Source organism: Olivibacter ginsenosidimutans (genome assembly GCF_039542865.1).
In the GTDB taxonomy this organism is placed as follows: domain Bacteria; phylum Bacteroidota; class Bacteroidia; order Sphingobacteriales; family Sphingobacteriaceae; genus Olivibacter; species Olivibacter ginsenosidimutans.
This window is the reverse complement of sequence record NZ_BAABIQ010000003.1, coordinates 76,600-91,452: the sequence shown is the minus strand read 5'-3', so window position 1 is coordinate 91,452 and position 14,853 is coordinate 76,600. Positions and strand designations below refer to the sequence as shown.

Genomic DNA, 14,853 nt, shown 5'->3' with positions numbered 1-14,853 from the left:
CCCTCTTTACCAACCTGGGTTCTGCTGCAGGTTTTTATTTTTGACAATAGCATTGGCCGGTATTGGATAATAATATTGCCGACCATCAGCATACCAGGTTCTGGGTTGTGATTTATACCATTCCAAGTGTTTATCGGCTGTCATCGTTTGATAATTAGTCTCTTTACCTCCAATAGGTACTTTTGCACATCCTGTTGGAACAGTAATGGACGGACCATCTTTACTTCCATCATAGAATACAACATCAGCGGTACCGTTATGGTCCAAATCCATTAGCTTATCTAATGCGGGTACATATATACCCGACCATTCCAAGTCGGCCATCAATTCTCCTCGTTTCCAGCGTTTCAGGTCGTTAAAACGAAAACCTTCCAACGCTAGTTCTACTTGACGCTCCCGGCGAACTTCCAAAATAATCGGATCGTTAATATCCGGGAAAAAGGTATTTTTCAAATAGGTATCCACTTGGGTAGGCAATGTTGATAGGCCACCCGTAACACCTGCTCTAGCGCGTAGTGCACCAACGGTATTTTGCCAATCGGTAGCGGTCATTTGCCCCAATTCAGCTCTAGCTTCGGCATAATTCAACAGAATTTCGGCGTAACGCATTAAAGGTAGTGCATTGGTATTTGTTGCCGCATTGTCGTAATACGGATCATCAAGGGTATATTTAATAGCCTGATATCCGGTATAAGAGAAACCGCTAAAATTGGGGGGAGAGGCCGCTCCATTCCGTTCGTAACCCGGTGTACGGATTAGCTGTGCTAAGCGGTAATCCCGGTTTTGGCATTCTTCATAGAACTCTTGTGTATTATAATTTGGTTTATCCGTATACGGTGTACCATCCAAGTTCAGTATAGTATTAATGAAAGGACGTACCAAGCTATAGCGCGGACCGTAAGTAGCGGAAGTCCACCACCAATTGGCATCCCCCATTACGGCTTGATCCTTACTTAAGGCTACGGCCAACATCACTTCTTGTGTAACAGGGGTCTCACTAATAAACAATTCCCGTTGCGATTTTTCTATACCTTGCCCCGTATATAAACTATAAGCTCCTGATTCCATCAGCGCCTTCCCCGCATCAACCACATATTGGTAAAAGGTATTGGCAGTATTCATTAAATTCAATTCCGTATGGTATTTGCGGAAAGAGGCTTCAAATAAAGCCGCGCGAGTCTTAAGGCCAAGGGCAGTCCACTTCGTAATAAGTGTGCCATCAGTTTCTGTTTCGGTTATATTATTATAAGCGAAATCCAAATCTTCCATCACATGATCCATTACTACCGTGCGCGAATCCCGCTCAGCGTAGAGAATATCATCTTCCTTATAGTCCAGCGCATGATCTACCCAAGGCACATCACCAAACCTGATCACCTTGTTCAAGTAAAAATAAGCCCGGAAAAAGCGGGCGATCCCGATATAATTATTCCGCACTGTTTCGCTTACCTCCGGATTCGTACAGTTATCAATAAAATGATTGATGTTTCGAAGGGCTTGCCAGTCCGCCATATCCCAACCTGAGCTAGTTTCTGGAGAGTAAGCCCCTTCTCGAATAAAATTATCGATATTGTTTACCGCACCATAATCCGCCATAGCGTCCAGCTTATACGCATCTGTTCCAGAAGGTAACATATTGTAAAAAGAGTAACTATAAGTTTTTAGACCGTTTTCGCTACCGAAAATATCATCGGCGGTAGCCGTTGCTTTTGGTGTTTCATCCAATTTGCAGGAAGACACTACGGCAAGTATCAACACTATAAAATATATATTTCTTTTCATCTTCATCTCGCGCATTTAAAAATTAACCAATAAATTTAAACTCACACTACGCATAGTGGGATAATTAAACCCATCACCAGAATTGCTATCGCTGATATCCGGATCCGATTTACCGATATTGGCTACATCGATGTCTTTGGTCCGTTTATACAAAGGCGACCAGGTAAATAAATTTTCTGCGGACACACCTACTTGCACCTGTTGCAATCGCCACTTAGAAACCAAACTTTTAGGCAAATTATAACCCAATTGCAAATTTTTCAATCGGAGGTAGGCTACATTTTGCAAGTAGCGGGTTTGCGGATTTACTTTAATCGACTCATTATAGCCAGCGTAACGCGGAAAATAACCATCCGGATTGTCTTCCGTCCAATAATTGTTCAAGTGCCAGGTAGGTAGGTTATTGTATGGCCGGTTGTACTGTCCCCAGAAAATGGATTCATTACTCGGATACCAATCTTGCTTACCCACTCCCTGGAAAAAGGCACCTAAAGAAAAATTGCTCCAGTTCAAATTCAGGTTAAAACTATACATATAACGGGGCTCCTTATTTCCGATAATGGTTTTATCGCCATGATCTCCAATAGTATTTGTTCCATAATCAATGACACCGTTACCATCCAGATCGGCAAAGCGTACATCCCCAGGATATACTTTTCCAGAATTGGAAGATTTAATCAAGGTTTGTTTTGGTGCGCTATCAATTTCTGCCTGCGATTGGAATAAACCTTGTGTTACATAACCCCATATTTCACCTACGCTTTGTCCAACGTAATAGTCGGTCAACACACCCGTGGTATTGTTATAGCGATCAATAGTGGATTTATAGTCAGCTAAGGTGGCTTTTACACCTAAGCGCAAGGGTTTATTGGCCAGCTCAAATTGATCGTTGTAGCTTACCGAAATTTCGTAGCCTTTAGTGGTCATATCTGCATAATTCCCTTTAGGTGGAGTAGCTCCAAAGATATCAGGCAAAGTAGGTCCTACCGTATACATATTGAGGGTTTTACGTGTATAGAGATCCCCAGTAAAGGTCAGTTTATTCTTGATGGCCGTAATGTCTAATCCAAAATTTGCTGTCCGCGCCGTTTCCCACGTTAGATTATCCGGGCGGGCATCAGGCACACTGGTGTAGGGATTCTTCTTACCATTCAGGATTCTTCCGCCGGTAGTGATCATATATTGATCCAAAAAATTATAGGGATCAATATTCCCATTTCCCAAAGAACCATAAGATGCTCTGAACTTCACATCCGAGATCACATCTGGATTAACATTCCAGAACGATTCCTGTGATATGCGCCATCCAAGAGAAGCGGAAGGGAAAAAAGCCCATTGTTCATCGGTTGGAAATTTGGAAGAACCATCGTATCGACCGTTAAACTCCAATAGATACCGTTCTTTATACACATAGTTCGCCCGGAAAAACACACCCGCAATGCGGTAACGGTTATATCCTCCAGTAGCGGTAACCGCATCCCCAAGTGCCAAATTAATATTCTCAGTATCTTCGGTAAGTAAACCATTCTTGGTTACATAAACGGCATCATAATTCCGTTGTTCATAGTTGTAACCAATCAAACCCTTGACGTAATGGTCACCAATCGTCTTTTCATAATCCGCGTACAAGTTTGTAAACAAGTAGCGGTATTTCTGATCATAGCGATAAATATTGTCGTTCAAAGAACTTGTCAAGGAAAGTACTTCACCTTCTTTGACACTGTATGGTATCGGTACACGTACCCTGGTGGATGAAAAATCCCGGTTTCTGAAAGTCAAATCACCTCTGATATGAAAAGCATTGTTAAAGAAATTGGTTTCAAAGGCTGTCGTGTTCCTTAAATTAGTATAATCGGTGTTGACGCCATTTTTGCCGTAAATAAAATCGCCTATTGTATAAGCTGCCGAGTACGAGAAGGTGCCATCTGGATTATAAATTGGAGAGGAAGGGTGCCCTTCATCGGCGATATTCCGACCGATATTACCTCCTTCACCGGCCGTAATCGGATCATGGTATTTGATCGATGAGTATTCTAAATTATTAGTAACCCGCAACCAATTCGTCACCTGTGTACCGCCTTTGGCGCGCATATTGTAACTTTTATAGTTGTCGGTATTATAACGATATATACCGTTATAACCGTAGTATCGACCAGAAATGTAAAAATCTGTTTTTTGGGTACTTCCCGTCACGGCCAAATTATGATCGGTAGCAAACGTGCGATCTTTCATCAGCGCCCCCCAATAATCCTCATTAGCATAGTAAACATAATTACCATTTTCATCTACAGTAGTTGTTTCTGTGATACCTTGATCTTTGCGTTTTTTAAATTCATCCAACCAATCCAATGAAAAGATCTGCGTTTTATTTAATTTACTCGGTACCGAAGAATAATTGTTCCAGGCGTTATACGCTTCAAAGAAATGGCTAGCATACTCATAGCCATCGGTTACAAAATCTGGTTGAGTTGCCTGTTCTTGCATGGAAACATTTCCCGAATAGGTAAATGACGTTTTACCTTCTTTTGCCCGTTTTGTGGTAATAAGCACGACACCAAAAGTACCTCTGGAACCATAGATCGCAGCCGAAGAAGCGTCTTTTAATACGGATACGGATTCGATATCATTCGGATTCAACGTTGCAGGGTCACCTTCTACACCATCAATCAAGATCAACGCACTCCCGCCTTGTCCAATTGACGTGGTTCCCCGAACATTGAAGCTTGGATTACGTGTAGGTTTTCCATCGGCCAGGTTAATATTTAAGTTTGGTACAGCACCTTGAAGCATTTGGGTTGCATTTGCTGCAATACGGCCTTCAAAGACCTCACTTCCCACTTGATCAACCGCTCCGGTTAAATTCACTTTCTTCTGTGTACCGTATCCTACTACGACCACATCTTCGAGTTGGTTGCTCGCCGATATTAAGGTAAAATCCAACGTTGTTGGTTTGTCGCTATTAATCTGAATAGCCGTTTTACGTTGTGACTCATAAGCAATATAGCTTACTTCTACCGTATAAGTCCCTGGAGCCAAACGGATGGTATAACGACCGTTAGCATCGGTTGTTGCTCCTTGATTGCGCCCTTCTATTTTCACACTAGCGCCTGGCAGTGGTTGCCCCTGATTATCGACCACCCGCCCCGTAAGCGTACCTGTCTGTTGCATCACGTGCTTAACAATGGCTTGCTGCACTTTTACCTCCATTGGACGTGCTGTTGTGGTCAGCCCCAATAGCAGCAATAGCACAATTGATCCAGCACACTTCTTAAGCCAATAAAGGTTCCTAAAAAAATGTAGTACATTCTCTCTCATTACATATTGTTTTAATTTTACCATGGAATACTTAAAATTGTTAAGCCCTTTTCGACACGCAACCAAAAAGCTCATGATCGTTTCGGCGATTATCAAAAGCCAAATCCGCTACCCGCATTTATTCATTTTTGGACTCAAAAATTGGGTTGATGATATACGGCAAAGTTATAATGGCCAATATTAAGCTCTTGTTAACAAATGATTATCGATTAATAGCATTGGTTTATAGCATTTTTCTTTTGCAAATGGTTTATTTGTTTATTTCTCTAAAACTGTCTTTTGAGTTGGTTAGTATGTTAGCCTGTTTTTCGTAAGCAAACAATTAGCTTCGTTTTTTTGTTTTACAAGCTTTCTACAAATTTCGAATCTTTTCCTTTGGATTCATTTTTTTCCTTAAAAATATTTACTTAATCGTTTTCGTACGCCTTGTCACGATCTAAACCATGGGGTAACTGTTTTCATTAAAAAGCAAAAAGAATTCACAAAGAACGATTTCAGCAGCTAGACATTACCTCTGAAACACGGCCTTTACCTCCATCAAGTAACCTTTCGTTTCATATAAAAACCATTCTCTATAAAATATAAATAACTATATATAAATACATTACATAAATACAATTAGCCAATTAAATCTTATCAATTCATAAAATCAATAAAAAGTGGTAAAGTATATTCATTTTCACCACTTATCTTTGATTAGAATGAAGATCGCCATAGCTAATAGATTATGTAACAAAACCATAAGAAACCATATGCAGTCAGAAATTTCAGTGTCTACAACTATCGGAGTAGAAAAATGCCCGAGCAGCCTTACGCTATGAAAGGCGATTGGAGTTTGCCTTAGAAGGCACGCGCTTTTTCGATCTAGTACGATGGGGTATAGCCGCAGAGACCATGAACAGTTATTTTACGGTAGAAAAAACACGCGTTCCCCACTTAGGTGCAGCAAAATTCACCAAAAATAGAGATGAGTGTCTACCCATTCCAGAACAACAGATCCAATACAGTAAAGGAGTATATAAGCGAAACAACGGTTGGTAAATAAAAAACAAATAATTATGAAAACATCATTTTTTAGTATAGGTATGTGCATCGCCTTATCGATCCTGGCAATTTCTACTCACGCGCAACCTTTCAAAGCCCATAAGCCTAAAATCATTTTTGACACAGATATGGGGCCAGATTATGACGATATTGGTGCCATCTCTATCTTGCATGCTTTGGCGGCGAAAGGCGAATGCGAGATATTGGCCACGGTAGCTAGCGATGCACACCCTAGTATTGCTCCCACTATCGCCACTTTTAATCAATACTTCAAACATCCAGAAATTCCGGTAGGTGTTGCCTCAGCAAATGCTCCGTCCTTCACGGCAGACAATCATTGGACCGACTCGCTCGTTAAGCGGTTTGCTCCTGCATTAGCCCAACAAAAGTTCCCACCTGCCGTCACCATTTATCGACAAGTACTCGCCGCACAGCCTGATCAAAGCGTTACCATCGTTACGGTTGGCTTTACATCTAACCTGCGCGAACTGCTACAGTCGGCGGCCGATCAATATTCACCATTAGCTGGAGCAGCGCTCATTAAAAAAAAAGTGAAAAACTGGGTCGCCATGGCCGGTGGCTTTCCACAAGGAAAAGAATTTAATGTGGTCAAAGATTCCTCCGCATCGTATGAAGTATTTTCCAAATGGCCTACACCTATTCTATTCAGCGGTTTTGAGATTGGCCTACCTATCGTAACAGGAAGTCAGGTAGCTGCACAAAACGGAAAGGATAATCCCGTGGCTTGGGGTTATGCCTATAACCTACGCACTTACACTGCAAATGGTGAGCAGAACCGTCCATCTTGGGATCATACTGCCGTATTATGTGCGGTTCGAGATCCTGAGCAATATTTTTATGTGATTGGTCCTGGTACTTTCGAAGTAAAACCCGATGGCAGCAATCAATGGAATCCATCAGGTTCGGCGAAACATTATTTTCTAGTTCATAAATACCCCTATAACCACATTGCGCAAGAACTAGAAACCTTAATGCAAGATCAACCTTAGCTCTCACGCCTATAATCAAAACTGGAACCTTGCACGATATACTGGATGCGAGGTTCCGCTATTGCTAGGTTCCCGCTTTAATAATCAAAAAGATGCCGAGTATAAAGCATACAAACATCCCTGTCAATAAATAGTTGGTTTGCCTATTGGCGTCCTTAAACTCCTTCCAAACCCATACTCCCCAAAGTGCGGCTACCAGTGTCGCTCCTTGTCCTAATCCGTACGATATGGCAGGACCGGCTTTACCTGCCGCCAGGAGGTTCAATAAATTTCCCACCGCCCAGATCGCACCACCCAATACCCCTACGGCATGCCAGCGCAGCTTTCCACCAAAATACGTCTTATAACTTAAGGCAGGGCCATCTAAAGGTCTCTTCATTAAAATCGAGTTAAACAAGATATTACTTGTCAATACACCGGCAGCAAAGAGCACAAAAGCGGTATAAGGGGTCATTTTTCCATCCGCCGGATGTACAAAATTCTCCAGATCCATGCCCGCTGCTACAAAGGGATAGAAGCAGGACATCAATATGCCAGCGATCACAGCTATTACAATCCATTTAGCAATCCCCATACGTTGCTGCACCTGTGCTTTCTGTCGATATGCTTGCGCATTTAACAGAATAGCCACTGTAACCAATGTTACACCTGCAAATAATAAGGTTGGATTACCTTTACTCAATAACACATAGTTAAGCACCACCCCAATAACCAAGGCCAGACCGATGCCTATCGGAAAAGCGACAGCCATTCCTGCACCCGCAATAGCGGCCGTCAATAAGATGTTAGCTAAATTAAATACTACGCCTCCTGCAAAGGCCGAACCTAGCGATTGCGGAGAGGCCTGTACCAAATCGGCCATAAAGGGACGTCCCTCCGAGCCCGAGCTTCCCAAGGTAAACGCTGCCAGTAAACTGAGGATCACTAAGCCCCATACATAGTCCCAGTAAAACAGCTCAAACCGCCATTTTTTGGCGGCCAACTTTTGCGTGTTGGCCCACGACCCCCAGCAGAGCATCGTAATGAAGCAGAAAAAAACAGCCAATGCATAATGTTGTACAATAAACATAATCGTCGGTTTAATAATGATTTATTTTAGGAATATGCTGCAATAATACCTCGTTGCGATAGGGAATAGATGACTGTGCTCCCAATCGTGTAACCGCTATTGCTGCGGCGCTGCAAGCGAACCTGATCGCATCACGCAAAGATCTGTCTTCCGATAAGTATACCGCTAATGCACCATTAAAAACATCACCTGCTGCCGTCGTATCTACCGTTTTTACCGCTGGTGCAGGAATATGTGCGGTACCTTCCCGATCGGCCATCACAGCTCCCAGTTTTCCCAAGGTAACAATCACCTGCTTAACCCCTTTTTGGTGAATAACAAGCGCTGCTGCCTTTGCCGTTTCCACATCATGTATAGTCAAGCCTGAGAGCATTTCGGCCTCTTTGATGTTCGGCGTAAGCACATCAATCCATGAAAAAACTGCTGCAATACCCGGATTGACCGGCGCTGGATTGACCATCACCAACACATCCCGTTCACGCGCATAAGTAATTGCTGCTTTAACCGTATCTAACGGAATTTCCAACTGTAACAACATAATTTTACTCGCTGGATAGGCTTTTAATTGATCTACCACATCATGAGGCTTCAGCTGAGCATTTGCTCCGGGAGCAACAACGATGCTATTTTCACCCGCTTCGTCAACCGTAATCAACGCTATACCAGACGGATAATCGGTATCAGACAAAATACCTGTTCCATTGATTTCCTCCTCGTCAAACAGTTGTGCCGATTGCCTACCGAAAATATCATTTCCGATTTTGGCTATAAACGCAACATCTCCTCCCAAGCGCGCCGCTGCTACCGCTTGATTCGCACCTTTTCCTCCCGGATTCATTAAAAAAGTTCCACCCAATACCGTTTCCCCCGGTGCAGGTATGTGGGTTGTCTTAACCACCATATCCATATTGGTACTGCCCACTACGATAATTTTACTCGACATAAATGAAATAAGGTAACCTGTTTATAATCATCCAAATATAATAAGGGTATACAGCAGATATTTTACCTATTTTTTTTGCTTTTATGATTCTAATGTACTATATTTAGTACCCATTATCATCTTATTTTTTTGATTACCTGATAGTTAAATTTAAAATAATTAACCAATTTATTGAAATCTTCTTATGCTTAAAGCAGACTTACTCAAACTGGTCAAAGCCACTTCTGCTGTCGAACAGAAATATTTCCGTATACAATTCGCTGCTGCTTCCAAGGAACCTGAATTTTTAAAACTGTTTAACCTGATTACGAAATATGCTCCCAGTAACACCCAAGAATTAGACACCCTTTATCAGGCACATTTCCCCAAGGCTACCTCCATCGACAACCACGCACAATACCTTTTTAAATTACTAACCGATAGTTTAGTGAAGCTTCGAATCGATCAAGACAAAGGCTTCTATCGATATTTTGGCTTATTACGGGCGCGGCTTTTTGCCGAGCGATCCATGCCGCTTCGGGGCTTGCAAGAGCTCAAAAAAGTAGCTAAACAGTGTGTTAGTTTAGAGGACCCATTAACCGATTTTATTTATATACGAGAAGAACTTTCTTTATTGAACCGATTAGGTTATCCTCAAATGACCGAGAAAGAATTGATTGATCTTCAAATGAAAGCAAAAAATAAGCTCCGCGTAATCCGCCAGCTGCATGAACATTACAGCTTATACGAAATGCTTCATTTTAGATTAGGAAATGCCCCTATTTCTTCCTTGGTACCATCAGACTTAGCAGACCTACTATTGAACGAACTGAGTGTGATCAGCCGAGGGCATACCAACACATTTGAACAGCAGAAACTCCATTTATTGTTTCAATCGTTTTATTTCATGCAATCCAATGAATACAAATTGGCATTAAACGTGTTTAAACAGTTAAACCAGTTGTTCGAAGCAAATGAAAACCATTGGGATTTCCCCCCTTATGATTACCTCATGGCTCTAGAAGGTATTTTAGACAATCTCTATACCATCAATTATGGACTAGAGCTAGCGCAATTTTTAGAAAAAATACACCACTTAATGTCATCAGATTACCCCGAACATTTTAAATTAAAAGCGCAACAGATCCACCTTATTTATAGCATTAAACAATATCTTATTAGCAAAAATTTTGATCAGGCAAAAAAGCGGATTCAGCATATACAAAAGGATAAACAACTGACTTACCTAATGGTAGATGGAGAAAAACATGCTGAATTTAATTTTTTGGCCAGTATCGTTTATTTTCAAGAGAAGAACTTTCGTCAAGCTAAACATTACATCAGGCAAGCCCAATTTTTAACAGCAAGTCGCAGCTTGCACATGCTCCACCGTGCTATTCAGCTTTTTCAATTTTTAATCAGTTACGAATTAGATGATATGGACTATTTAACCTATGAAATACGAAATTATAAGCGGTCTTTCAAGCATGGAATCAATATGCTCCGCTCTGAGAAACTATTATGTTACGTTTTAACCCTAAATCCAAAGCGCCTAAGCAAAGCCCGCAAAAAAATAGCCTTGTCCAAATGCCAAAAAAATATGCGTCATATCACACAGGAAAAAGATGAGATGAAGCTGTTAAAACACTATGATTTCTGCTCGTGGATAGCGCAATCTCTAGATGCTTTCCATATCGACAACTAAAGCCTCTTCGACTACGGACGTTACTCAGTATCTTTTCCAATTATTCTCTAAGCGGCTTTGAGACCGGCCCTCCAGATAGCCAACCCGCATAAACTGATGATCGCACCAACGGCAATCGCTACCCCTCCCTTAGTGGCTACCAAGCCTAAAATCAAGATCCCTAAACCGACTAAAGCGATGGACAAGCCGATCACCTTTATACCAAAGACATTCTGTCGGTCTGCTTCCTGTTCCTTCTCTTGATTATTTTCATCCAACTGTTCAAATGCAGGGTAAACCCGATCCTGATTTATAAGTTCAACTATCGCTAGAACGATTAAGGGTAAACCTACCCCTAAAGCCGTTTCCCAGAAGCGATCCAATTTGATATCGAACAAAAACGGAGCGCCAATTTTCATAAACAAACTCACTACTAAGCTCAATAAGGATGCAGTTACAATTGATCGCGCGGTTTGCCGTTTTGAAAACAAAGACCATATTAAGGGAGCAAACAAAGAACCTCCAGCAATGGCTGCGGTACTTAATACCATTTCTACAATACCGCCAACATAAGGGATCAAAATCGCGATTACCATGGTCAATATGCCAAAAAAAACGGTAAATATACGAGCAACCCAAACCAATGTCTTTTCTGAGGCTTTGGGGAAAAAGATTTTCTTATAAACATCATTAGCAAAGACTACTGCCGCAAGGTTAAGTGTGGTATTAGCTTTACTAGCGGTTGCTGATACCATACCCGACAACACCAATCCGATTAAACCCGCTGGTAATACGCGTTGTGCCATCATCATATAAGCCCCTTCAGATGCAACGCCCTCCAGATTCGGATTAATTACCCGATAAATCATGGGGGGCAACATCCAGATAAAGGGACAGATGAGGTATAAACCCGCAAACAAGTAGGCTACTTTCCGAGCATTCCGTTCACTCGACACGCTGGTATACCGTTGTACATAGGACCAATTTCCGCCAATATAAACCGTTTGATAGAGCAAAAAAGCAAGAAAAAACCCAAAACTGTATTCGCTATTGAAAAAATCAAAAAACTTATCGGGAGCTTGTTTCGCAAAATTCCCCAATCCACCTACATCTTCCAAGGCTAATGGAATAACAATCATAACCGCCGCCGATAAGACAACAAATTGCACCACATCGGTTACCAGCACCGCCCATAGCCCCCCTGCAGCGGTATACAACACGATAATTCCCCCAATAATCAACACACTCCACTCAATCGACAGACCAGAGGCGACATTGATCATTTTACCCACTGGATATAAAACGGCTGCTACGGAAAACAAGCTGTATAACAAGGTAAGTGTTGTATAGAATTGTTGTGTTTTGACGCCAAAGCGTACACCGATGTATTCTGCGGCAGTCAACGCGCCTGTTCGTTTCCACCGGTGGGCAATAAAAATAGCGATAATCAAACCGCCTAAGGTCATGGTCAATTGAATACCATTAGCCACGAAACCCGATTGGTAAGCAATAGAGCCCCACACCACGAAAGTACCTGCCGAAAAATAACTGATAAATAAAGAAAGTCCATTGATCCACCAAGGAGTTTTACCTCCAGCTTCAAAATAAGCAGATGTATTTTTACTACCACCCGTAAAAAGTAGACCGATGCATAAGATCATCAGTGCAAAAATAGCCATGACGGCATAATCGATATTGCTCATATGGAGTATATATTAGGCATAGCAACGTACTGCAAAAAGTGCAGCAGGCACCTGCGCAGATGGATGGCTTAATTGAATGGTTAATGAATTGGTATAAATAGGATTATCAAACTGGATATGATCCCTGCTGCGATAATTTTCTTTTTGTTCATAGAGCAAATGCTGATTTTCGTCTAAAACACGGTATTGCCGAACACAAAAAGGCATCACACATTCGGGATGGGTCATTAATACCGACTCCATAGGATGATCAAAATCGGTATCAAAAAAGAGATCAATGGATGAAATCTTACGTTTGTCTGGCCAGCTCAACGTGATCGTCGGACAATCATCCTGAGGGTCGGCTACCCAAGCATTGCTCGCAATTGTCGGTCGGTCGATACCATTTTTCAGAAAATCGGTTTTAAAAATAGGAATTGGCTCATTTAGGGTAAAACAAAGATTTTGCCCTTCTGGTCGACGTTCGGGGCACCAAAATTCAAATTCGTCTACTCCCTGCTGAGGCGGCGGCACCTGCTTACCAAAATTGGAAACAGCCTTATTTTCTCCATTATGAACGGCAACAATACCACTTACACGTTGTTCAGTATATGGGATTTGCACCGCTTCATTGCTGCTGAACAGCAGAAAAACATAAGTTCCTTGTGGCAATTGAACATCGAAATGTAGTTCCAGTACCTGCTCACCTACTGCTAAGGCAACTTGTTTACTGGCCAGTAATACCTCCGGTGTGAAATTCCCTGCTTTTTCAGACGTTTTGAGTTCAACCGTTAAGGTGGTATTTTTTGAAGCACGTACCGCAATCTTAAAGGAAGGGCATTTCCCTGCCGGTAGCGGCAATAGTTGTGCGGCAGATACCGTTAAGGATTTCCATTGCACCTCAATAGGGTCGAAGCCTTTAAAAGCCCAAGTCGAGGAGCTTTGTAAGCGAGCTTGCTGCACGAGATCTGTCTCATCTTTTAATGAAACACCGGGTATATAGTGTCCAATTTTCAGTAATTCTTTTTGCAGATGTTGCATCCGTTCCGGTGGCAACAATCCACTAGGAAGCAAGCCCAAATTTGTACATAATACAGCGGCCATACCTACGACCTCTCCTGTATACGCACTGGTAGCCATGACGCGGGTTGCACCAAAGGCCACATGGCTAACGCTGATAATGCGACCAGCAAAAAAGAGATTATGGATGTTTTGGCTATATAAACAACGGTAAGGAATCTGGAATACACCTTTACTATGCCATTGGTCGCAACCGCTTTTTTCGCCAAACACCCCATCCGCTGGATGGAGATCGATTGACCATCCGCCATAAGCAACGGCATCGGCATGCTGCTTTTGCTCTACCAAATCTTGCTGTGTAAGCATGTAATCTCCTTCAAAACGTCTACTTTCGCGTTTTCCGGGAATTGTACCGACCCATTCCAAGGTCATGGTTTCGGCTTCGGGAAAATTTCCAGAATTTTTAATATAGTCCCATACCCCATAAACCACTCGCCATAAATCCCATTTGATGATCTCGCTATCATAAACCGTATCCAAACGGCCGCCGTGCTCTACCCACCACAGTTTGCACCCAAATTCTTTAGCGTTGAAGTTTCTAAAACGGGGAATCGCTTTCGTTACATCCAGCGCAAATGCCGGAGGCGTGAATTTGACCGGTTTCCCCACATCTTTACTATAAAAATAAAGACTATGTCCTAACAGCTCGCCATATTCACGCTCTGGAGCCATCAACTCTCCGAATTCTTCTTTAGATTCAGCTCCCATGCGGAAAGCCGCACCGGCTAAAAATCCCACAATACCATCGCCGGAAGCATCACAAAACAATGGTGCCTTTAGATAGTACTCTGTAGCATTTTGACTACAAAAAGCCTTGACAGCCTTAATATTATCTATATCCCTTTTTTCGACTTCATACACAACCGTATTGAGCAATAGGGTAATATTGGATTCCCGATGTACTTTCTCCAACAGGATCATATCCAGTATTAGTGGATTACCTTCGGGGTTACGGTAGGTATTTTCTACTAAGATTTCGTCAATCAAACCACCTTCCCTGCTCCAACGATTATTGTTTCCCATATGTGAGGTAGCCCCTAAAATCCAAAGACGTACTTCACTGGATGCGTTCCCTCCCAGCACTGGCCGATCTTGCACCAGCACAACCTTCAATCCTTGTCGCGCTGCGGTTACCGCAGCGCATAAGCCAGACAGGCCACCGCCTACGACCACTAAGTCTACCGTATGATTTACTCGTTTTAATTGTCTCCCTGCTTGCTTAAAATCTTCTTTTATTTTCATTTGATTACTTTTCTTTTTTCGGT

Annotated in this window: 8 protein-coding genes and 1 pseudogene; 3 read left to right on the top strand and 6 right to left on the bottom strand. The window is 42.2% G+C overall.

Going from position 1 to position 14,853, the window contains the following annotated elements; genetic code table 11:
• Positions 1 to 6: 6 nt before the first annotated feature.
• Together ABD930_RS01775 and ABD930_RS01770 are read right to left on the bottom strand one after the other, a co-directional pair.
• Complete coding sequence (locus ABD930_RS01775) at positions 7 to 1,782, bottom strand: RagB/SusD family nutrient uptake outer membrane protein (RefSeq protein ID WP_345229966.1); 1,776 nt, start codon at positions 1,780 to 1,782, stop codon at positions 7 to 9.
• A gap of 15 nt (positions 1,783 to 1,797) precedes the next feature.
• Positions 1,798 to 5,097 (bottom strand): SusC/RagA family TonB-linked outer membrane protein, encoded by a 3,300-nt coding sequence (locus tag ABD930_RS01770; protein WP_345229965.1) that lies wholly within the window; start codon positions 5,095 to 5,097, stop codon positions 1,798 to 1,800.
• Between the two features lie 810 nt (positions 5,098 to 5,907).
• On the opposite strand from ABD930_RS01770, the pseudogene ABD930_RS01765 reads away from it, so the two are divergent.
• Positions 5,908 to 6,138, top strand: a pseudogene (locus ABD930_RS01765) (RagB/SusD family nutrient uptake outer membrane protein); the annotation flags it as partial.
• Positions 6,139 to 6,155: 17 nt separating this feature from the next.
• Positions 6,156 to 7,151: a nucleoside hydrolase gene (locus ABD930_RS01760; protein WP_345229964.1), complete on the top strand. Its 996-nt coding sequence runs from the start codon at positions 6,156 to 6,158 to the stop codon at positions 7,149 to 7,151.
• A gap of 64 nt (positions 7,152 to 7,215) precedes the next feature.
• On the opposite strand, the gene ABD930_RS01755 is transcribed toward ABD930_RS01760, so the two are convergent.
• Complete coding sequence (locus ABD930_RS01755) at positions 7,216 to 8,220, bottom strand: GRP family sugar transporter (RefSeq protein WP_345229963.1); 1,005 nt, start codon at positions 8,218 to 8,220, stop codon at positions 7,216 to 7,218.
• 10 nt (positions 8,221 to 8,230) lie between these two features.
• Positions 8,231 to 9,163: a ribokinase gene (gene rbsK, locus ABD930_RS01750; protein WP_345229962.1), complete on the bottom strand. Its 933-nt coding sequence runs from the start codon at positions 9,161 to 9,163 to the stop codon at positions 8,231 to 8,233.
• Between the two features lie 184 nt (positions 9,164 to 9,347).
• Between rbsK and ABD930_RS01745 the strand changes: the two genes are divergently transcribed.
• The gene (locus tag ABD930_RS01745) at positions 9,348 to 10,847 is read left to right on the top strand and encodes a hypothetical protein (protein WP_345229961.1); all 1,500 of its coding nucleotides are present in this window, start codon (positions 9,348 to 9,350) and stop codon (positions 10,845 to 10,847) included.
• Between the two features lie 47 nt (positions 10,848 to 10,894).
• Here the strand turns inward: ABD930_RS01745 and ABD930_RS01740 are convergent, their stop codons facing one another.
• Positions 10,895 to 12,529: a sodium:solute symporter family protein gene (locus tag ABD930_RS01740; protein WP_345229960.1), complete on the bottom strand. Its 1,635-nt coding sequence runs from the start codon at positions 12,527 to 12,529 to the stop codon at positions 10,895 to 10,897.
• A 12-nt stretch (positions 12,530 to 12,541) separates the two neighbouring features.
• Complete coding sequence (locus ABD930_RS01735) at positions 12,542 to 14,830, bottom strand: FAD-dependent oxidoreductase (RefSeq protein ID WP_345229959.1); 2,289 nt, start codon at positions 14,828 to 14,830, stop codon at positions 12,542 to 12,544.
• Positions 14,831 to 14,853 lie beyond the last annotated feature (23 nt).